General features: G+C 42.2%; 19 protein-coding genes. 9 read left to right on the top strand and 10 right to left on the bottom strand.

The window, feature by feature from the left end; all coding sequences use genetic code 11:
* Window positions 1–2 precede the first annotated feature (2 nt).
* From GGR22_RS06115 to GGR22_RS06095, 5 genes are read left to right on the top strand one after another with little or no spacing between them, the layout of a single operon-like run.
* Window positions 3–701: a DedA family protein gene (locus GGR22_RS06115; protein WP_121375464.1), complete on the top strand. Its 699-nt coding sequence runs from the start codon at window positions 3–5 to the stop codon at window positions 699–701.
* Window positions 702–738: 37 nt separating this feature from the next.
* Window positions 739–1,863: an NAD(P)/FAD-dependent oxidoreductase gene (locus GGR22_RS06110; RefSeq protein ID WP_182492945.1), complete on the top strand. Its 1,125-nt coding sequence runs from the start codon at window positions 739–741 to the stop codon at window positions 1,861–1,863.
* Between the two features lie 30 nt (window positions 1,864–1,893).
* Window positions 1,894–2,571, top strand: coding sequence for a monofunctional biosynthetic peptidoglycan transglycosylase (gene mtgA, locus GGR22_RS06105; protein ID WP_121375462.1), 678 nt, complete (start codon window positions 1,894–1,896; stop codon window positions 2,569–2,571).
* Window positions 2,572–2,573: 2 nt separating this feature from the next.
* Entirely contained in the window at window positions 2,574–3,524 is a 951-nt protein-coding gene (locus GGR22_RS06100; protein ID WP_182492944.1) for a lipid A deacylase LpxR family protein, read from the top strand.
* 56 nt (window positions 3,525–3,580) lie between these two features.
* Window positions 3,581–3,883, top strand: coding sequence for a hypothetical protein (locus GGR22_RS06095; protein ID WP_182492943.1), 303 nt, complete (start codon window positions 3,581–3,583; stop codon window positions 3,881–3,883).
* A gap of 71 nt (window positions 3,884–3,954) precedes the next feature.
* Here GGR22_RS06095 and GGR22_RS06090 read toward each other — a convergent pair whose 3' ends face one another.
* Window positions 3,955–5,346: an RCC1 domain-containing protein gene (locus GGR22_RS06090; RefSeq protein WP_182492942.1), complete on the bottom strand. Its 1,392-nt coding sequence runs from the start codon at window positions 5,344–5,346 to the stop codon at window positions 3,955–3,957.
* 268 nt (window positions 5,347–5,614) lie between these two features.
* On the opposite strand from GGR22_RS06090, the gene GGR22_RS06085 reads away from it, so the two are divergent.
* Entirely contained in the window at window positions 5,615–6,220 is a 606-nt protein-coding gene (locus GGR22_RS06085) for a hypothetical protein (protein WP_182492941.1), read from the top strand.
* A 71-nt stretch (window positions 6,221–6,291) separates the two neighbouring features.
* Here the strand turns inward: GGR22_RS06085 and GGR22_RS06080 are convergent, their stop codons facing one another.
* The 9 genes from GGR22_RS06080 to GGR22_RS06040 all read right to left on the bottom strand — a co-directional run bounded on the left by GGR22_RS06080 (window position 6,292) and on the right by GGR22_RS06040 (window position 17,513).
* Window positions 6,292–8,415 carry a prolyl oligopeptidase family serine peptidase gene (locus GGR22_RS06080; RefSeq protein ID WP_182492940.1) on the bottom strand — a complete coding sequence of 708 codons (2,124 nt, stop codon included), beginning with the start codon at window positions 8,413–8,415 and terminating at the stop codon, window positions 6,292–6,294.
* Between the two features lie 48 nt (window positions 8,416–8,463).
* Complete coding sequence (locus GGR22_RS06075) at window positions 8,464–8,844, bottom strand: DoxX protein (RefSeq protein WP_121375456.1); 381 nt, start codon at window positions 8,842–8,844, stop codon at window positions 8,464–8,466.
* 297 nt (window positions 8,845–9,141) lie between these two features.
* Window positions 9,142–9,711: a type 1 periplasmic binding fold superfamily protein gene (locus GGR22_RS06070; protein WP_182492939.1), complete on the bottom strand. Its 570-nt coding sequence runs from the start codon at window positions 9,709–9,711 to the stop codon at window positions 9,142–9,144.
* 20 nt (window positions 9,712–9,731) lie between these two features.
* Window positions 9,732–12,119, bottom strand: coding sequence for a TonB-dependent receptor (locus tag GGR22_RS06065; RefSeq protein WP_182492938.1), 2,388 nt, complete (start codon window positions 12,117–12,119; stop codon window positions 9,732–9,734).
* 80 nt (window positions 12,120–12,199) lie between these two features.
* Window positions 12,200–12,544 (bottom strand): hypothetical protein, encoded by a 345-nt coding sequence (locus GGR22_RS06060; RefSeq protein ID WP_182492937.1) that lies wholly within the window; start codon window positions 12,542–12,544, stop codon window positions 12,200–12,202.
* Between the two features lie 104 nt (window positions 12,545–12,648).
* Window positions 12,649–13,638: an aspartate-semialdehyde dehydrogenase gene (locus GGR22_RS06055; RefSeq protein ID WP_182492936.1), complete on the bottom strand. Its 990-nt coding sequence runs from the start codon at window positions 13,636–13,638 to the stop codon at window positions 12,649–12,651.
* 183 nt (window positions 13,639–13,821) lie between these two features.
* A complete protein-coding gene (gene mscL / locus GGR22_RS06050) occupies window positions 13,822–14,205 on the bottom strand; it encodes a large conductance mechanosensitive channel protein MscL (RefSeq protein ID WP_121375451.1) in 384 nt (127 codons plus the stop codon).
* Window positions 14,206–14,306: 101 nt separating this feature from the next.
* The gene (locus tag GGR22_RS06045) at window positions 14,307–16,748 is read right to left on the bottom strand and encodes a bifunctional UDP-N-acetylmuramoyl-tripeptide:D-alanyl-D-alanine ligase/alanine racemase (RefSeq protein ID WP_182492935.1); all 2,442 of its coding nucleotides are present in this window, start codon (window positions 16,746–16,748) and stop codon (window positions 14,307–14,309) included.
* 138 nt (window positions 16,749–16,886) lie between these two features.
* Entirely contained in the window at window positions 16,887–17,513 is a 627-nt protein-coding gene (locus tag GGR22_RS06040; protein WP_121375449.1) for a thymidine kinase, read from the bottom strand.
* Window positions 17,514–17,614: 101 nt separating this feature from the next.
* Here GGR22_RS06040 and GGR22_RS06035 point away from each other — a divergent pair, with 101 nt between their 5' ends.
* Genes GGR22_RS06035 through GGR22_RS06025 form a run of 3 tightly spaced genes read left to right on the top strand, consistent with a single transcriptional unit; the run spans window position 17,615 to window position 19,804 of the window.
* On the top strand, window positions 17,615–18,679 hold the full coding sequence (locus GGR22_RS06035; protein WP_182492934.1) for a hypothetical protein: 1,065 nt from the start codon (window positions 17,615–17,617) through the stop codon (window positions 18,677–18,679).
* Between the two features lie 5 nt (window positions 18,680–18,684).
* Entirely contained in the window at window positions 18,685–19,362 is a 678-nt protein-coding gene (rsmI, locus tag GGR22_RS06030) for a 16S rRNA (cytidine(1402)-2'-O)-methyltransferase (protein ID WP_182492933.1), read from the top strand.
* 19 nt (window positions 19,363–19,381) lie between these two features.
* A complete protein-coding gene (locus tag GGR22_RS06025) occupies window positions 19,382–19,804 on the top strand; it encodes an OsmC family protein (RefSeq protein WP_182492932.1) in 423 nt (140 codons plus the stop codon).
* Window positions 19,805–19,862 lie beyond the last annotated feature (58 nt).

Below are 19,862 nucleotides of genomic sequence, written 5' to 3'. Positions count from 1 at the left end.
CCATGGAAAGCTTTGAATGGACGCAATTATTGAATCCTGAATTTTATATCAACCTAAAAGTCAGCGGCGTTCCGATTGGAATCTACGTTGTCTTGTTTATCGTATTTGCTGAAACGGGACTCTTTGCAGGGTTCTTTCTTCCAGGCGACAGCTTGCTGTTTCTTGCCGGAATTTACAGTACTGAGCTGACTTCAACACTTTTTACGATCGAAAGTGATTTTATAAACCTAGTCGTTTTGTCAACCATGATTGCTGCGGCAGGAATCATCGGCAATACTTTTGGATATTGGTTCGGCTCTAAAAGCGGCTATTACCTTTACAACAAAAAAGACACCTTCTGGTTCAAGAAAAAATATTTGATCGAATCCAGGATCTTTTTTGAAAAGCACGGCGGGCGGGCCATCATCTTTGCGCGTTTCGTTCCTATCATCAGGACTTTTGCACCGATCGTGGCAGGAATCGTGTCGATGGAAAAGAAGAAATTCATGTTCTATAATATTGTCAGTTCATTCCTATGGGCATTTACGCTCATCTTTGCAGGGCATTATCTTTACGATCTCTTCCTTACCAAATTTGGAATCGACCTGAAAGCGCACATCGAATTTATTGTCTTAGGCATCGTCGCCATAACAACCGTTCCGCTCGTAATCAATTACCTAAAGAAAAGAACCGGACCAAAAGACGGTCAAGAAGAAGCATAGCTGTCTAGACGAAATACTATCCTTAAAAACCAAGGAAATGAAAGCGAATTTAAGCTACTGGGAGCTGAAAAACTGGTTTTCAAATGTAGACTTTACTATTGTCGGAAGTGGCATCGTAGGCCTACACGCTGCTTTACGGCTCCGCGAGAAATTCCCGGACAGCAAGATACTGGTCTTAGAAAAAGGATTTCTGCCTCAAGGAGCGAGTACCAAGAATGCCGGATTTGCTTGTTTTGGAAGTATTTCCGAAATTATTGACGACCTTCGCAACCATTCTGAAGAAGAAGTCATCCAGCTGATCCAGAAACGCTGGCAAGGACTGCAGCTTCTCAGAAAACGATTAGGCGATGCAGCCATCGACTACAAATTATATGGCGGTTACGAACTTTTTCTCAAAAATTCCGAAAGTCATTACAATGAATGCCTTCAAAAGATTCCTTTTATAAATGATGTGCTCAAACCGCTTTTCAAAGCCGATGTTTTTGCGAAAGAAATCGACCGATTCAATTTCGGTGGTATAGAAGAATACCTGATTTTTAATCCGTTTGAAGGTCAGATTGATACCGGAAATATGATGGAGGCATTGTTAAAACAAGCTATTGCAGCGGGTATTCTCATCCTGAATAAGCAAAATGTGACAGCCTATCATGAAACTTCAGAAGGTGTGCAAGTCAGTACCGACGATTTTGATTTCCGAACAAAAAAGCTGCTGTTTGCGACCAACGGATTTGCGGAAAAATTAACGCAAGGCGCGGTAAAACCTGCTAGAGCGCAAGTGCTGATTACAGAACCGATTCCGAATCTAGACATAAAAGGAACTTTCCACATCGACAGAGGCTATTATTATTTCCGAAACTTTGGTGACCGAATCTTGTTTGGCGGTGCGAGAAACCTTGATATTGAAGGAGAAACGACTTCCGAATTCGGACAGACAGATTTAATACAAAATAAACTCGAAGAAATTTTAAAAGAAGTAATTTTGCCTGACCGTGATTTCAAGATCGAACATCGCTGGAGCGGCATTATGGGAATGGGTTCGAGCAAAAAACCGATTGTCGAAAAACTGTCGCAGCATGTGAGTTGCGGCGTGCGACTTGGCGGAATGGGTGTAGCCATCGGAAGCTTGATCGGACAAGAATTGGCTGATCTTGCTACAGAATAATTTAAAATTTATAAGATTCTTTTTTAGACTATGTTGAAAAAAATATTCAGGTTTTTGTGGAAATGCGCGCTTTGGTTCTTCGGAATTTCCATCTTTTTTGTCATTCTTTTCAAATTTGTACCTGTTCCATTCACACCTTTGATGGCCATTCGTGCCCTAGAGCAAAAACAAGCCGGAAAGGAAATGACTTGCAGCCACGACTGGGTGCCGCTTGAAGATATTTCTATAAATTACCAAAAAGCCGTAATTGCTAGTGAAGACGGAACGTTCTTAAGTCATAATGGCTTTGATTTCAAAGCATTGCAGAAAGCCTATAAAAACAATTCCAAAGGAAGAAAACTAAAAGGCGGAAGTACTATCTCACAGCAGACCGCAAAAAATGTTTTCCTCTGGCAAGGAAGAAGCTATTTGAGAAAAGGGCTCGAAGCTTATTTTACCGTATTGATTGAAATCTTCTGGGGCAAAGAGCGTATCATGGAAGTATATCTCAACAGCATTGAAATGGGCGATGGCGTTTATGGCGTACAGGCTGCGTCGCAGCATTGGTACCGAAAAGATGCTTCGCAGGTATCAAAAAGAGAAGCTGCCGGAATCGCCGCCATTCTTCCCAACCCGAGAAAATTTAAAGCGACCAACTCCTCATCGTATACAGAAAGAAGAAAAGGCAGAATCATGAAGCACATGAACTATGTCAAATTAGACTATTGATTATGCGCCAAAAATTTCCCCTGTTTTTGTTCCTGATTTTTACGTTGCCGCTTTTTGCGCAAGAGCATTCTGGGGAAATAGGTCTCGTTATTGATAACGATTTGTTCACATCTACCGTCAACGATCAATATTATACCAACGGAATCGAAATTTTCTACCGATACCTGAATGCGAATGAAAATCCCAAGATAAATAAAAGAACTACCGAGTTCCGAATCGGGCAATACATTTATAATCCGCACACCGTTGAAGCCGCTTCGATTTCAAAACACGACCGTCCGTTTGCGGGCTATCTTTTTGCCGAAGCCGGATTTGCAAAATTCTATCAAAGCGAATCTGTATTAAAATTCAGCACGCAGTTGGGCGTTATCGGTCCGAATTCGCAAGCAGAAGGTTTTCAGAAATTATTCCATAAAGCTTTTGGCTATAAAGATGTACAAGGATGGAACTACCAAATCCATAATGGAATAGCTGTACAAGGTGGCCTGTTCTATTCTAAAAAGTTAGGCACGAAGCCAGCTAACAAAATTGATTTTCATGTGCAAGGCGAAGCAAATTTAGGGACGGTTTTTACTGGAATTTCTGTAGGGCCGTTGGCACGAATCAGCTTCAAAAAGAAGTTGCTTCCTATTTATGATTCGGGATTGTACGGTGCTTCGCTAAATTCCGACAAAGCAAAATATAAAGAACAGTCAGAGTTTTATTTTTACATCAACCCAAGCTTGAATCTCCAAGTTTATGATGCTACAATACAAGGGAAACTTTTCAATGACAACAGTCCAGTTACGTTTGATCTCGTACCGCTGCGTTTTAATGGCGTGGCCGGTTTTCGATACCGAAAAGACCACTGGAATCTTCATTATCTGTTTGTATTCCGAAGCAAGGAACTGCGTAATGACAGGATAGAAAATTATTTTTATGGATCTATTGGCGCGACTTATTTGCTGTATTAATTCTAGGCATCGATATTTTTCCTAACTTTAAGAACACAACCAAAACTTTTTTTCCAATGAGTGTTAAATACAAATACGCTACAGTCCTTGAGGCCATAAAACAGCTCCGCGATGCAGGATTTATGGTCGATTTTAATATAGAAGGCAGCTTCTTGAGTGCCAATTCGAGCAAATACCACACCGACGATTTTGAGATTACCGAAATCTACCGCTACGAAGGCGATACCAATCCCGATGAAGAATCTACGGTTTATGGTATCGAATCGAAAGATGGTGTAAAAGGTATTTTAGTTACTTCTTACGGAATGTATATCGATGATGTTTCGGAAGAACTGCTGCAGAAGCTTTCGCTGCAATAGACAGTCTTTTACCTAAAACATAAAAAGCCACCTTTTTGGGTGGCTTTTATAATATCGTGAGAATCGAGTTGCTATTCCTTGACTACTTTTAAGGTTTTTACTTGATTGTCGGCATACACTTTTACCAAATAAGTTCCGCTCGACAAAGTAGTCATGTCGATTTGATTTTCGGTCGAATTGACCTTTTGGAAAAGCACCTGCTGTCCGAGCAAATTAAATAGGGCCACATCAGAGATAACTCCGATTGAAGATAAATTTATCTTGTCTTTTGTTGGGTTTGGATAGATGCTTATGTCAGGTTTAATTTCCTTTTCGGTAGCGGATAAGAAATTGCAGCTTACTGGTGTGGGTACCGTAGTAGGAACTGCTGTCAATGCTCCATTTCCTTGCTGACCGTATTCGTTTGCACCCCATGACCAAAGACTGCCATCTATTTTTTGTGCTAAGGAATGTCGGGATCCTGCCGATACGATTTTCCAATTTGTATCGGTTCCGACTTGTGTAGGTGTAATAATATTAGAATGCTCAGCGGGCGCTCCCATTCCTAATTGTCCGTGTATTTTGTTGCCCCAAGCCCATAGAGTGCCATCGCCTTTTAGCGCTAAAGAATGACTTCCTCCAGCACTAACGGCTACCCAATTGGTGTCGGTTCCGATTTGTATTATCGTATTTTTATTATTATAAGTTCCGTCTCCTAATTGTCCAACTAGGTTATATCCGGCCGCCCATAATGTTCCGTCGTTTTTGACCGCTAGCATAAAAGAATTGCCCACAGAAACCATCCGCCAATCGGTATCATTGCCTACTTGCGCAGGAGTATTTCTATTACTGCCTGTTGAACCATCTCCTAATACGCCATAATTGTTAGCACCCCAAGTCCATAATGTTCCATTGGTCTTAATTGCTGCCGTACTTTTATATCCAGCCGAAACGGATTGCCAATTGCTTTCGGAGCCGATTATGGTTGGTATTGTCTTGTTGATATTGGTACCGTCGCCTAACTGACCTTCCGTATTTTCGCCCCATGCCCATAAAGTACCGTTGTTTTTAATGGCGAGAGTATGGGTGAGGTCGGTAGATTTATGGGTTGACACCGTTTTCCAATTAGTGTCAGTTCCTATTTGTGTCAGGGTGTTTTTGTTTGTCATCGTTCCATCTCCTAATTGTCCAGCAGTATTCATCCCCGCCGCCCATAAGGTTCCGTCAGTTTTAATAGCAAATGTTACCATGCCTCCAGCAACAATAGATTGCCATCCTGATGTGCTTCCCGATGCCGTCGGAACATTTCTCTCGATATTTGTACCGTCGCCTATTTCGCCATAATAGTTGCTGCCCCATGCCCAGATTGTGCCGTTAGAAGCTATTGTGGCAGTATGAGAGCTGCCAGCACTAACGGTCTGCCAGCATTGAGCATATAGCTGGCTGCCAAAAAGAGAGACTGCAAGAAGTAATGCTTTTTTCATAGTAAGAGAATTAAGCTGTTATTTTTCTTTTCAAAGTTATCTATTTTTTTTAATAGTATTAATTTTCAACAATTTAAATACAAATGTAACAGAGGCCAAAGCCTGCTCCTATACCTGATATCAGGTAATTTTCAATAATAAAATCCAATATCTTCTACAAAATAGCCTAAGGTTAGTAATTTTATCTTCCGAAGTAAAGGATTGATTTCCTTAATACGGAAGTCTTTTTTATTTATAAAACAAGTATAAATTAAAAAACCCTAATGTTATGAATCTTAAGTTTCTATATTTCGTAATCTTTATGCTATGCCTTGGACAAAATCTTCGGGCGCAATATGTAGAGAAAGAAGAAGAAGAAAAAATCACGACCCTTTATCCAGAAGCGGTTTTCGATTCCATACAAGCTAAAAAAGCCTTGGCTTTGGGAAAAGGGAAAATTACAGGAGTTGCTTTTACTAAAACGGCACCTTTGGCACCGAGAATCTATGCCGATAACATGAAGATTATGTTGTTTCCTGTAACGCCCTATTTTGAAGCATGGTATAAGCTGCGAAACAGCAAGGAAAACTTAAGAAAGAGACGCTATGTTTATATGTCGGATGCAGCTTTCCGATACAGGCTTGAAGCCATATCCAACAGCGTCGGAAAGTTTACGTTTCCGGATATGAAACCTGGGAAGTATTTCCTGACCGGCAATATGAGCTGGAGTAGTACAGGTTCTTACAACGAGCATACCGGAACCAGCTACGGCAGTTATGGTACCCAAGCAGATCATTATGAAAAGAGGTATTATACCCAAAATCACGAAGAACGTTTGGAGAAATTTGTAGAAGTAAAAACCGACGGTGAAATAGTAGAAGTTAAGTTGAAATAAATTTTGAAACCCTTTAAGACGAAAAAAGCATCCATAATTGGATGCTTTTTTTATGCGATAAATTGGGCAGCTTATTTTTTAAACTCTCGGATTCCCATGTTGTATAGGGTAAACGATAGGATATCTGCTGCTTCTTCGATAGTCTTAGAAACCGGTTTTCCTGCACCATGTCCTGCATTAGTTTCAATGCGGATTAATACCGGATTGTCGCCTTTTTGTTTTGCCTGCAATTCTGCCACAAACTTAAAGCTGTGTGCCGGAACCACCCTGTCGTCATGGTCGCCAGTAGTGATTAAGGTTGCCGGATAGCTTGTGCCTTCTTTCACGTTGTGTACTGGAGAATATTTTTTCAGGTAGTCGAACATTTCTTTAGAATCTTCTGCCGTTCCGTAATCATACGCCCATCCTGCACCTGCAGTAAACATATGGTAGCGAAGCATGTCTAGAACGCCCACTGCCGGAAGCGCTACTTTCATCAAGTCTGGACGCTGTGTCATGGTAGCTCCTACTAGAAGTCCCCCGTTAGAGCCTCCGCGGATAGCCAAGAAGTCAGACGAAGTATATTTCTGTGCGATTAAGTATTCTGCCGCCGCGATAAAATCGTCGAACACGTTTTGCTTTTTCAGCTGCGTGCCGCCGTCGTGCCATTTTTTGCCGTATTCACCGCCGCCGCGAAGGTTCGGAACCGCGTAAACGCCTCCTTGTTCCATCCAAACTGCATTGCTGATGCTGAAAGCTGGTGTAAGGCTTACGTTAAAACCGCCATATCCGTAAAGGATCGTTGGATTCTTTCCGTCAAGCTTCAAGCCTTTTTTGTGCGTGATGATCATCGGTATCTTTGTGCCGTCTTTTGACGTGTAGAATACCTGCTTGCTTTCGTAATCGGCAGAGTTGAAATCTACTTTTGGCTTTTCGTATACAGATGATACTCCTGCTTTTGGCTCAAAAGCATAGATAGTTCCAGGAGTCGTATAGTTTGTGAACGAGTAGTACAATTCTTTGTCTTCTCTCTTACCGCCAAAACCTCCGGCAGAACCGATGCCTGGCAATTTGATCTCACGCAACATTTTTCCCTCATAATCATACTGTTTTACTTGAGAAACGGCATCTTTCATATAGTTGGCAAAGATGAATCCAGAACCTGTCGAAACCGAAAGTACGTTTTCTGTTTCTGCAATAAAGTCTTTCCAGTTCGCTGGTTTCGGGTTGGCCGCATCCACAGTCACTACTCTTTGGTTTGGAGCATTCAGGTTGGTTACGATATACAACTTAGTGCCTACGTTGTCTAAGATGTAGTTGTCGCTGTCAAAATTATCAACCACGTTTACAATCTTGCTGTTCGGAACGCTAAGGTCTTTGAAATACAATTCGTTTCCAGAAGTTGACGTCGAAGCCGAAATGACAAGATATTTGTCGTCTTCTGTAACGCTGGCGCCCACATATCTTCTTTTTTCATTCAAGCCGAAGATAACTTTGTCTTCTTTTTGCGCCGTGCCCAATTTGTGGAAATACAATTTGTGCTGGTCGGTTTTGGCAGAAAGCTGGCTTCCTTTTGGCTTGTCGTAGCTGGAGTAGTAGAATCCTTCGTTGCCGATCCAGGCAATACCGCTGAATTTTACGTCTACCAATTCAGCTTCTAGTTTTTTCTTGCTAGCGGCATCTAAAATGATGATCTTGTTCCAGTCGCTTCCTGCTTCTGAGATTGAATAGGCTACTAAAGAACCGTCTTTTGAGAATTCTACAGAAGACAGCGATGTAGTCCCGTCAGAAGAAAAAGTATTTGGGTCAAGAAAGACTTCTTCCTTGCCGCTTTTGTCTTTTCGGTACATCACCGACTGGTTTTGCAATCCGTTGTTCTTGAAATAATAGGTGTAATCTCCTTCCTGCGTAGGGGCAGAAATCTTCTCATAATTCCAAAGTTTTTCGAGACGGTCTTTCATCTCTTTCCTGAAAGGGATTTTTTCCAAATAGCCGAAGGTAACTTCGTTTTCAGCTTTTACCCAAGCGGCAGTCTCGGCAGACTTGTCGTCTTCGAGCCAGCGGTATGGGTCTTTTACTTCGGTTCCGAAATAAGTGTTGACTGTGTCAACTTGCTTGGTTACAGGATATTTAAGCACTATAGCTTCTTCTTTTGTTTCTTCCTTGCAGGAAATGAGGGCAGATGCTGCAATCATCGTGACGAGTACTTTTTTCATTAAAATGTTTTTTGATTCTTACAAAAATAGGGAATCGTTAGTTATTAATTAGTTAAAAAGTGGCCTGTATTGCGGCCAATGTTTGTAGATAAGGATGCCGTTGAGGACAGCAACCAAAATGGCGCCCCCGATGCTCGGAAGGTCCAAGAAAAGATGGAAAAGCAAAATGTTTAGGGAGATAGGAGCCAGTACGATCAGCGCAAAGGCAATCCAGTTTTTTGTAAAAAGAAGCAGGGCGATGAAAATTTCCAAGATTCCGATAATTGGCAGCACATAGCCTGTGGCGGCTAGCGAGCCCATAAAACTTGCGGCGTCTTCTGGCAGCTGTGGTACCGGAATAAAGGGCAGTGTGTAAAATTTGTTCAATCCAAAAACTAAAAGAACGAGTCCAAGAAGCACTCTGACAATGGAGGTAAATTTCGAATTCATAAGTATCTACAATTTTTTGGTTACTAAACGTTCATTGAAATTCCTAAATTACTAAAAAAACAGCAATCAAATGGATTGTATGTAAAAAAAGCAGAATCTAATTAACAGAATTTCAATTTATAACACGAAAAAGAGGCTTTTGCACTTATCATCCTGAGTTGACGCTTTCGCCACGTAGTTGCCTCTTTCCCCTTCCGGAAAGCCTTAACTAATCGGCGGAAAGGATTGGCGTATCTCGAAAATAAACAAAAACCGCCTTTTTGAGGCGGTTTTTTATAGAGCAGTAAATAAAAATATTTATTGTGCGGCTACTGTTATCGGGAAGCTTACCTGAATATCGGTTTCTCCTCCGGCATTGGCGATGTTGCCAGCTGCAACGCCTTCGGCATTTTTGTTCGGTTGATGGCGTAATATAATCGTAAAAGTACCTGTCCCAGTTACAGTCCCTGTAGTCAACGTAAAGTTAAGTCCTACCGGCTTTCCGTTTTCGTCATTTGGAACGGCATAGGCTGTTGTTGCCAGCGCATTCGAAATGGTAAAGAAAAATTGGTGGTCGTGTGCCTCTTCCAAGATTTCCTCGGTAATGCTTTCGGCAGGCGTAGCCGCCTCGTTCAGCAAGTCAAGCGACCCGGTATAGGTAGTGCTTGGCGCAAGATTTCCAGAAACTGTTACTACTGGAGCATTTGGTCCTTCAGCACCATCAAGATCTCTTGACGTTAAGGTAACCGTACGTCCGCCGCCTGTCAAGGTAGCTGTCAAGGTCGTGATTACTTCTTCTTCGTTCACGGGATTGCTGTCGTCATTGCTGCAAGAAGAACAAAGCGCTATGGCTGCCAAGCCCATTGATAAAAATTTAAATACGTTCATAAGAATAATGGTTTAAAAAATTAATAATTTAGTTTTAGTTGAATCCTGAAATTCCTGCCCAGATCATCTGCATAAAAGCGCGTCCTGTTGAGGTAATCCCTGTAATTCGTGTTTAAAAGATTTTGGATATTGAATCCGAGGGTCATTTTAGATTTTTTCAAGACATCAAAACTCATCTCTGAGCTAAAATGCAACAGGCTGTATCCCTTTGGCGGCTTGCTGATCTGCACCAAAGTGCTGACAGGTTCTCCAGAATCTGTAACGTCTATATAAAAATCATTGTTAGGATAGCGCTGCTGCGTAAAGACGGTTTCGTTTTTTAAAGCAAGCACCAGATGATTCCAATTTTCCTTTTTAAAGCTCAAGGTATTGTTCAGATTCAGCGGAGGCATGTCGATCAGCGGCCTGTCGTTGGTCGCATCTTCGCCATATACAAAAGCGGCGGTCGAATGCCAGTTGAGGTTTTTGGCAAAGTCATAATCGGCCGTGAGGTCGATCCCGAACATCCTCGCATCTACCTGACGGTATTCCCAGACCGGAAAAGGGCCTCGGTTCGACAAGATGATGGTGGTTGGAACTAGGATCTTGAAATCGGAAACTGTATTAAAATAAGGATTGATTTCAAAGGCAAAGCCCTCTGCAGCATAATTAAGTGCGGTCGACATCTTGAGCGCTACTTCGCGCTGCAGCCTCAAGTCGCCCAATTCGATCTGTCCGGTAGCATGGTGCAGCCCGTCGCTAAACAATTCTGCGGGATTAGGGTTCCTGCTGGCCACGCCGATGTTGGCAAACCAATGCAGCTTGTCGTTGATCTCGTATTTGGCGCCGAGACTTCCGGAAAAATTATGGTAGGTGAACACCGGATTGGTATACCACTGCTGTCCTTCTTCTCCGATAATGATATCGCTGAAATCGCGGTCATAACCGCGTTCTGTCCATCTAGATTTTAGATAATATTTCTTGGCATCGATGTGGCTGAAATCATAGCGGAAGCCTGTTTCCAGCACCAGCTTTTCATTGGCTTGATAGCTGGCAATAGCGTAGAGACCCGCATCGAATTTGTTATAATTCGGAATCAGGGCACGTACCTCTGTAGCGCCTGTGTTCGCTGCATTGTTCTGGTAAGCACCGCTGATTCCAGCCTTATATTTCATCTTATCCGAAAAATTAGCTTCATAATCGGCATTGAAGGAGTGAGTCATCAAGTCCAGGTCAACAGATGCCTTGTTGCGGTCATCGCCCCTCCTGAGGTCAAACTCTAGGCGGTTGTTGAACTGGAAGGCGTATTGGAGCGACAGCTTACTGGCATCGGAAAAATAGGTGTAATAGTTAATTTTTCCGAGATGATGCTGTAGTTCCTGCTTGGGCGCATTGATATCATAAGTGAAATCTCTAATGACCTGAGGCTGTCCGCTGTTGATGGCGCGGATCAGGTCGGAGATGCCGCTGATGTGCGAGGCTCTCAGGATTCCGATCTCGGCATTAAAGTAGCTGTAAAAAAAGCTGTAGCCGTGATTTTCTCCCTTGTAGCCTAAGCTGGCAGACAGGTTGCGCTCGCGGTTTCCGGTATTAGAAAGTACATAATCTGGCGCTTCGAAATCGCCAAAGTATTTGAACGTTCCCTGAAGATTCCAGTTCCAGCCGTTTTCATAGCCTTTGGAGAGCGAAGACGAAATGCTGCCTCCGCGTCCGTTTGATGCGCCGTTGATAATGGTCTTTCCAAAAATCGTGTCTTTTACAGGAATGTGTGCGGGTTCTATAATGACGGTGCCGCCTATGGCATCGCCGCCATACTGTAATCCGGATGCGCCCTTGATGACCGAAATTTTCCCGGCGGTATTGACATCCATGTTCGGTGCGTGTTCGGTGCCCCACTGCTGGTCTTCGAGGCGCACGTTGTTATTGACGATCAGCACGCGGCTGCTATGCAGTCCGTTGATAATCGGCTTTACGATCGTACTTCCGGTCTTTAATGACGATACGCCGCTGATTTCCTTTAGGGCATCGCCCAGGCTCTCGCTGCTATAGTTTTCGAGCACGTTAGCTTTGATTTCTTGTGTCGAAGCATTTTTCTCGGAAAGGGTCTTTTTAAGGACAACTTCTGACAGCTGCGAGACTTCTGGCTTCAGGGAAATGTCCAATACGACATCTTTCTGGACAGCGATTACGGTATCTAGGGTCTTATAGCCCAGATATTCGATGGTCACGGCCAAGTTGCCGTTTGGGATGCCACTTATTGAAAAGCTCCCGTCGGCTGCAGCATTCGCAAAAAAAGTTCCGGCATGGATGTGGCTCCCCGCCAAAGGTTGTTTTTTCTCGTTGGTAATCTTCCCGCTCACCGTGTGTTGAGAATATACGAGGGTTTGGTTTCCTGCCAAGAGGAAAACAAAAAATAGGATATAGCGCATTTTGAAAAAATCTAAAATGATAATTAAGGCATGCTTCTAAAAGAAACAGCCCGAAAGAAGAGCAAGGCTCTTTTCGTTAATTAACAGCTAGATGGCGGTCCGCGGTGCGAAAACAGGCTGCCTGCAAAGAATTCTGTTGTTTCTGCAGCAGGAAAGTTGTAGGCTACAGCCTTGAAAGGGACCTGAAGGTTGAATGTGAAGGTTTCTGTCGCGATAAAACTGCTTAGGGTAAATTCGCAGACAAAACATTTTTCGTGATTGTGGTCGAGGGTCTGGATTTTGGTACTGCCGTCATCGTCTGATTGGCTAACAGTAGCAACGTTTCCGTCTAAGAAGTGCTCATAGGAATGGACTGATTGAAACAGTATCGAGAACAATACTGCAATCATCAATGAGAGGTTTATTATGGCGAACTTCTTCTTCATCCAATTGCAAATGTATGAAAGTGTAAAAGAAAACCGCCTGTTTTAACAAATTTTATGGTTTGTCAAAACAGGCGGTTGTGGCATGTGCTGGTCAGCTATGGGTCTTATACCAAGCCGTTAGCGACTAGATATTCTGCAATTTGTATGGTGTTTGTAGCGGCTCCTTTTCTAAGGTTGTCGGCAACAATCCACATGTTCAAAGTGTTTGGCTGCGACTCGTCGCGGCGAATTCTTCCCACAAAAACATCGTCTTTGCCATGCGCATACAGGGGCATAGGGTAAGTGAAGGTGTCTGTATTGTCTTGAACAACAATTCCAGGCGTTTCGTGAAGAATCTTTCGTACATCGTTTACGTCGAAATCAGTAGAGAACTCTACGTTTACGGCTTCGCTGTGTCCGCCTACTATAGGCACTCGCACGGCAGTGGCTGTTACGGCAATGGTCTTATCGCTTAAGATTTTTTGCGTCTCGCGCACCAGTTTCATCTCTTCTTTGGTGTATCCGTTGTCCTCGAAAACGTCGCATTGTGGGATAGCGTTTCTGTGAATCTGGTATTTGTAAGCCATTTCGCCTTTAGTTCCAGCATATTCGTTTTCCAATTGCTGTACGGCTTTGACTCCGGTTCCGGTAATGGATTGATAAGTCGAAACGATAATTCTCTTGATGTTGTATTTTTTATGCAAAGGTGCCAATGCCAAAACCATTTGTATGGTCGAGCAGTTTGGGTTGGCAATAATCTTGTCTTCTTTGGTCAGTTCTGAAGCGTTGATTTCAGGAACAATCAGTTTTTTGTCAGCGTGCATTCTCCAAGCGGATGAGTTGTCGATTACGGTAGTACCGGCTTCCGCAAATTTTGGCGCCCAGGCTAGAGAAGTTTCTCCGCCAGCAGAAAACAAGGCGATTTCTGGCTTCATTGAAACGGCTGTTTCTAATCCAACAACGCTATACTTTTTTCCTTTGAATTCGATTTCCTTGCCTACTGATTTCTCTGAAGCTACGGGAATTAATTCCGTTACAGGAAAATTTCTTTCTGCCAAAACTTGAAGCATTACTTCGCCAACCATTCCGGTTGCACCAACAACAGCAACTTTCATATTCTATTTTTTAAAGTGGTTAAAAACTGATTTTCTGAATGCAAAAGTAGCTAATAAAGTTATTGAAAAAACGAATTATAAAAATATAACATATTGTTATGAAAATAAATAATTAAAAGAAAAACCGCCCTGTTTTGTGAGCGGTTTAGTTAGAATATATAATGCAGCGGTACTATTTCGGGATTATTTATTTCTTAGTGCATCGCGGATTTCCATCAATAATTTTTCTTCATTGGTAGGAGCTGGCGGTGCAGCAGGAGCTTCTGCTTCTTTTTTTCTGGCAGAATTGATTCCTTTAACAACAATGAAAAGCACAAAAGCAACGATAAGGAAATTGATTACAGCTGAAAGAAATAGGCCGTATTTGACCGATCCGAACATGACCAAGTCTTCAATTTTTGAAAGATTTGCGGCTTCAAGAGCTGGCTTGAGCAGTAATGGCGTGATTACGTCTTCAATAAATGAACTTACGATTTTTCCGAAAGCGGCGCCTATGATGACCCCGATAGCTAAGTCTACGACATTGCCTTTTAATGCAAAGGCCTTAAATTCAGATACCATTCCCATAATTAGTTGATTTTAGGATTATTATATAAAAATTGGTTTTAGTTACTAGCTAAAGTAGTTAAATATTTTAACATTTCTGCACCGAATTTTTAAAATTTGTGCTATTCTCTGTAAAAAACACGCTTAACACGGTGGGAAATGCCGGTTAAAATCTCGTAAGGAATTGTCCCGAGTTTTTCTGCAATGTAGGTAACGTTTGGGTTTTCTCCGAAAATAATAACCGGATCGCCTTCGAGACAGTCGATGGTCGAAACGTCTACCATCAGCATGTCCATGCAGACGCTTCCTACAATACTTGCTTTTTGATTCTTGATCATAACATAACCGAGCTGGTTGCCCCAGCTTCTTGGAATTCCGTCGGCATAACCGATTGGGATGGTCGCAATTTTGGTTTCTTTTGAAGCCATAAACCTTCTGCCATAACCCACGCTTTCGCCGGACTGAATGGTCCTGATCTGGGAAATTATCGATTTCAATGTGCCTACGTTTTCTAAATATTTGGTCTCCGACGGATCGTTAGAAACACCATAAAGTCCGATGCCGAGGCGCACCATATCGTATTGCGCTTCCGGATAATTGCTGATTCCAGACGTATTAAGGATGTGACGTATTGGGTTTATAGAAAGCTCTTGCATGAGCCTTGCAGACAGTTTTTCAAACAAAGCAATCTGCGACTTCGCAAATTCATGGTGCGTCAGGTCATCGCTCGTAGCCATGTGCGAAAGGATACTTTTTACTTTGATAGAAGGCGTATTTTTTAAGGTTGCTATCAGTTCGTCCAAATCATTTTCTTGAAAACCCAAGCGATGCATTCCGGTGTCCAGCTTGATATGGACAGGAAATTGCTCGAGGTTTTTCTGTTCGGCAATCTTTAGAAAAGCTCTCAATCCTTTGATGGAATAGATTTCAGGCTCGAGATTGTGCTCAATGATGGCGCTAAAGCTTGTGTTTTCTGGATTCAGGACCATGATAGGCAGGGTGATTCCGGCACTTTTCAGCGCAATTCCTTCATCGGCAAAAGCAACGCCCAAATAGTCAGCTTTGTGATATTCCAAAAGTTTTGCAATCTCAAAACCGCCGCTTCCATAGCCGAAAGCTTTGACCATCACCATAAGCTTGGTTTGCGGTTTTAGCTTCGATTTGAAGAAATTCAGGTTGTGGCTGATGGCGTTGAGGTTGATTTCTAAAACCGTTTCATGGGTCTTTTCTTCCAGCAAGGAGGCAATTTTTTCGAATTGGAAAATTCGTGCTCCTTTGATCAATATGGTTTCGTTTTCAAAATTCAGGTTTTTGAAATCCGAGATAAGATCGTCTGTGTTTTTGTAGGTGATGATGTTTTTAAAACTGTTAGAGTAAGTCCCGATTTCTTCACCTACGCCAATAACACGGTCTATTTTGTTGGAGGTAACGAGTTCTGAAACCTTTTTGTACAATTCGTCCGTCGGCAATCCGCTTTGGATGATGTCCGAAAGGATGATGGTCTTTTTCTTGTATTGTTTCTGCTGCTCCAGAAAGTCCAATGCAATTTTTAGCGATTGGTAGTCGGAACTGTAGCTGTCGTCGACAATTGCCGTATTATTGATTCCGTTTTTGACTTTCAGGCGCATTTCAACGGAATACAACAACTGCATCCTTTCTTGGATGATTTCTGGCAGATAGCCGAGATAAAGCAAGGCCATCAGGCAGCTTATGGCGTTTTCGATGGAAGCCTTGTCCTGAAAAGGAATGATAGCGTTGAAAGAAATCGTATCGTAGGAAATGCTTAGCTGTGTTTTTTCAGAAAGTTGCTTTTGCGTTATAAAGACATTCGCATTTTTGTCGTTGAAACTCCACGAAAAAGTTTTTGTAGTAGCATCTATAAGCGAATCGACTAGCGGGTTTTTTTGGTAAATCAGGACTTCGGAATGTTCAAAAAGACGGAGTTTTTCCGAAATTTTTTCTTCTAGATTCTGAAAGCCTTCGTCATGAGCGGAACCAATATTGGTTAAGATCCCGATAGTCGGCTGGATAATTTTTTCCAGCTTTTCCATTTCATGAACGGTCGAAATTCCGGCCTCAAAAATTCCAAGATTGTGCTTTTCGTTTATTGAAATTACCGAAAGCGGCACGCCGACTTGCGAGTTATAGCTCTTCGGGCTTCGGATGATGTTGTAGTCTGGGCTCAGCAGAAAATTCAGCCATTCTTTTACGATGGTCTTCCCGTTGCTTCCCGTGATTCCGATAATCGGAAAATGAAAAGATTTTCGGTAGTAGGAAGCAAAATCCTGCAAAGCTTGCAAGGTGTTTTCTACGAGGAGAAAATTGGCTTTACTTTCTAAATCTTTTGGAATATGATTAACGACAAAATTCTGAACGCCTTTGGCAATCAGGTCGGGAATGTATTGATGGGCATCATTATTCAGTCCCGTCAAAGCAAAAAACAACGTTTGTGAATTGTTTTGCAATGAACGGCTGTCGATAGAAACGGTGTCGATTTCAGTATCTGGATTTCCAGAGAAACGGGCGTGAATCTCAGGAATGATATGTTGGATTTTCAGGCTCAATTTATTTTCTTTTTAAAGCTATGTAAAAATAACTAATTTTTTGATGGGAATTGTGGTTCTGTCACGCAGGTATACGACGCAATAGCCTTCTTGTTATGCTTGCGCTCTAATTTATTGTGTGAATTTGGAAGTCTTGGCTTACGGAGTTTTCTTGTTCTTTGAAAAAAAGCTTTCTTCTTTTTCCTGAAGCTCTTTCATCGCATTGAAATATGCGGCGCGGCTCAACGGTTCGTATTCTTCCGTTTCTCCCAGCATAACCAGATTATTGTTGTTGGCTTTACGGAAACTGTAATTGGCAAGATTTCCTGTTCGGGTACAGACGGCATGGACTTTCGTCACATATTCTGCCGTAGCCATAAGTGCAGGCATCGGGCCGAAAGGATTTCCCTTGAAATCCATATCCAATCCGGCAACAATAACGCGGATTCCAGAGTTGGCCAAGTCATTACAGACCGAAACAATCTCGTCATCAAAAAATTGGGCTTCATCGATACCGATAACTTCACAGCCTTGCGCTAAGATGCGTATGTTGGCAGCGGCAGGAACAGGAGTAGAGCGTATTTCGTTAGAATCGTGTGAAACCACCATCTCGTCATGGTAGCGTGTGTCGATGGCAGGCTTGAAAATTTCTACTTTCTGCTTGGCAAATTGAGCCCTTTTCAAACGGCGGATAAGCTCTTCGGTCTTTCCCGAAAACATCGAACCGCAGATTACTTCAATCCAGCCAAATTGTTCTTTATGATTTACTGTATTTTCGAGAAACATTTTGTATTTTTCAGCCTTAAAAAGGATTAGTTTTTTTTACTTTGTGATGAAAACAAATTTATTAAAAAACCATTGCTTTACTCAATATAATATCAAAAGTTATGAAGAAAAAATTAGAAGCCGAATTAATCAGTATTGCGCACAGAATCTTGAAGCTGAAAAATAAATCAGAACTGATTCAGCTGCATCAGGAAAGCCAAAAACTGTATGAAAAATTGTCTGTTTTGTTGTTTGTAGAAGAGAATTTTACAGGCGCACAGCCGACAATTGGAAGATCTGAGGCGTATGAAGTGCTGGAAACGGCTTTTGATGAAAATGAAGTTCCAGGCAAAGTTGAGATGGACGTGCAGGAGGAAATTGCCTTAGAAGCAGAAAAAGCTGTGGAAGAAACGCCGAAAGAAGAAGAAACGGGAACTGTTGAAACGGCAGAAGAAATCAAAGTGGCGGAAGAAGAAGCTGAAACACAACCCGAATCAGAACAAGAAAAAGTAGTTGTTGGAGAAATCGAGCTTTCTGATGAAGAACTGGAAGAAGAAACCGTAGCTGCTGAAAATGAAGAAGAGGGTGTCGTTGAAGAGTCTGAAGAAGAGGAAGAAAGCGTTACTGCAGAAGAAGAAAAAGCATCAGAAGAAACGAAAGAAGAAGTAATAGAACCTGCATTTGAACTGGCTTTCGACAAAAAAGAAGACGTCGAAGAAGTCGCAAAAGAGTCTGGACATCAGATTATCTTTGAAGATTTCTTGGGCTCCGATTACAAAGACTTAGAATTCGTGAAAGCTGAAATCGAAGAAAAACACAAACACGACCACGATGAAGAGCTTGCAAAAGAGGAAGTGAAAGAAGAAATTGAAGAAGAGGTCAAAGCAATAGAGCCAGAACCTGAGCCTATACAAGAACCTGTTGCCGAAGCGCCAAAACCAGCCGTTGAAAAAGTAACCAAAGGAATCACGATCGGTCTGAACGACAGAGTCGGTTTTGTAAACCATCTTTTTGGAGGCAGCAACGAAGATTTCAACAGAGTCCTGTCGCAATTGAATACTTTTGATACTTTCCAAGACGCGAAAAATTTCATTGAAGATTTGGTAAAGCCAGATTACAACGAATGGAAAGGCAAGGAAGATTATGCAGAACGCTTTTTGGAGGTAGTGGAAAACAAGTTTAAATAAGCTAGATGTCAAAATTATATTTAGTTCCAACACCTATCGGGAATCTTGAAGACATGACCTTTAGGGCGGTAAAAGTCCTGAAAGAAGTGGATTTGATTCTGGCAGAAGACACTCGAAACAGCGGCAAGCTGCTGAAACATTTTGAGATTGGAACGCATATGCAGAGCCACCACATGCACAACGAGCACAAAACGGTGGAAAATCTGATTGCACGATTGAAATCGGGTGAAACCATTGCCTTGATATCGGATGCCGGAACGCCGGCTATTTCCGATCCAGGGTTTTTGCTGACGCGTGCCTGCGTAGAAAACAATATTGCCGTAGAATGCCTTCCGGGTGCTACCGCTTTTGTTCCTGCGTTGGTCAACAGCGGCTTGCCGAATGACAAATTTGTCTTTGAAGGTTTTCTCCCAGACAAAAAAGGAAGGCAGACACGTTATCTGGCTTTGGCTGAGGAAACCCGAACCATGATTTTATACGTTTCGCCCCATAAATTGGTCAAGACGTTAGCAGAGTTTATCCAATATTTTGGAGAAGATAGGTCGGTTTCTGTTTCTAGGGAATTGTCTAAACTGCATGAAGAAACCGTTCGAGGAACCGCTTCGGAAGTCTTGAAACATTTTGAAGCGAAACCTCCAAAAGGCGAGATTGTGGTGATTGTTGGAGGAAAAAGCAGCAAGTAAAATCTTATACAATATAGTCATGGCGACACATCACGTAACTACAAAATGGCTTGGAGATATGGCTTTTGAAGCCACGAATCCAGGTGGAAAAATAAAAATGGATTCCGATCCAGAATATGGCGGGCACGATGATGGACTTCGTCCTAAATCCATGATGCTCGCTTCATTGGCGGGCTGTACTGGAATTGATATCGCATCTTTAATTAAAAAGATGAAGGTTGATATTGATACTTTTTCAATTGAAGTAGAAGGCGACCTGACTGAAGAACACCCAAAATATTATCACACGGTTCGTGTAGATTATCATTTTTACGGATTGAACCTTGACGAAACAAAACTTCAAAAAATTGTTGATTTGTCCGTAGAAAAATATTGCGGCGTGATGGAAATGTTCCGTCATTTTGCCAAAGTCGAAGTCCGAATACTATATCATCCTAATTAAGGTACTGAGTTACTAAGGAGCCTTAAAACCTTAGCACCTCAGAGCCTTAGCACCTTAA

Origin of the sequence: Flavobacterium gossypii, assembly GCF_014138495.1 — a bacterium.
Lineage (GTDB): Bacteria > Bacteroidota > Bacteroidia > Flavobacteriales > Flavobacteriaceae > Flavobacterium > Flavobacterium endophyticum.
Note: the sequence above shows the minus strand (reverse complement) of the source record. Positions and strands in the feature narration are given on the sequence as shown.

Bases quoted from the DNA above. Each gene is read 5' to 3' on its own strand.
- GGR22_RS06065 (WP_182492938.1), bottom strand. From the start codon at position 12,119: ATGCGCTATATCCTATTTTTTGTTTTCCTCTTGGCAGGAAACCAAACC.
- GGR22_RS06095 (WP_182492943.1), top strand. From the start codon at position 3,581: ATGAGTGTTAAATACAAATACGCTACAGTCCTTGAGGCCATAAAACAG.
- GGR22_RS06115 (WP_121375464.1), top strand. From the start codon at position 3: ATGGAAAGCTTTGAATGGACGCAATTATTGAATCCTGAATTTTATATC.
- GGR22_RS06055 (WP_182492936.1), bottom strand. From the start codon at position 13,638: ATGAAAGTTGCTGTTGTTGGTGCAACCGGAATGGTTGGCGAAGTAATG.
- GGR22_RS06060 (WP_182492937.1), bottom strand. From the start codon at position 12,544: ATGAAGAAGAAGTTCGCCATAATAAACCTCTCATTGATGATTGCAGTA.
- GGR22_RS06075 (WP_121375456.1), bottom strand. From the start codon at position 8,844: ATGAATTCGAAATTTACCTCCATTGTCAGAGTGCTTCTTGGACTCGTT.
- GGR22_RS06090 (WP_182492942.1), bottom strand. From the start codon at position 5,346: ATGAAAAAAGCATTACTTCTTGCAGTCTCTCTTTTTGGCAGCCAGCTA.
- rsmI (WP_182492933.1), top strand. From the start codon at position 18,685: ATGTCAAAATTATATTTAGTTCCAACACCTATCGGGAATCTTGAAGAC.
- GGR22_RS06110 (WP_182492945.1), top strand. From the start codon at position 739: ATGAAAGCGAATTTAAGCTACTGGGAGCTGAAAAACTGGTTTTCAAAT.
- mscL (WP_121375451.1), bottom strand. From the start codon at position 14,205: ATGGGAATGGTATCTGAATTTAAGGCCTTTGCATTAAAAGGCAATGTC.
- GGR22_RS06070 (WP_182492939.1), bottom strand. From the start codon at position 9,711: ATGAACGTATTTAAATTTTTATCAATGGGCTTGGCAGCCATAGCGCTT.
- GGR22_RS06025 (WP_182492932.1), top strand. From the start codon at position 19,382: ATGGCGACACATCACGTAACTACAAAATGGCTTGGAGATATGGCTTTT.
- GGR22_RS06085 (WP_182492941.1), top strand. From the start codon at position 5,615: ATGAATCTTAAGTTTCTATATTTCGTAATCTTTATGCTATGCCTTGGA.
- mtgA (WP_121375462.1), top strand. From the start codon at position 1,894: ATGTTGAAAAAAATATTCAGGTTTTTGTGGAAATGCGCGCTTTGGTTC.
- GGR22_RS06035 (WP_182492934.1), top strand. From the start codon at position 17,615: ATGAAGAAAAAATTAGAAGCCGAATTAATCAGTATTGCGCACAGAATC.
- GGR22_RS06100 (WP_182492944.1), top strand. From the start codon at position 2,574: ATGCGCCAAAAATTTCCCCTGTTTTTGTTCCTGATTTTTACGTTGCCG.
- GGR22_RS06040 (WP_121375449.1), bottom strand. From the start codon at position 17,513: ATGTTTCTCGAAAATACAGTAAATCATAAAGAACAATTTGGCTGGATT.
- GGR22_RS06080 (WP_182492940.1), bottom strand. From the start codon at position 8,415: ATGAAAAAAGTACTCGTCACGATGATTGCAGCATCTGCCCTCATTTCC.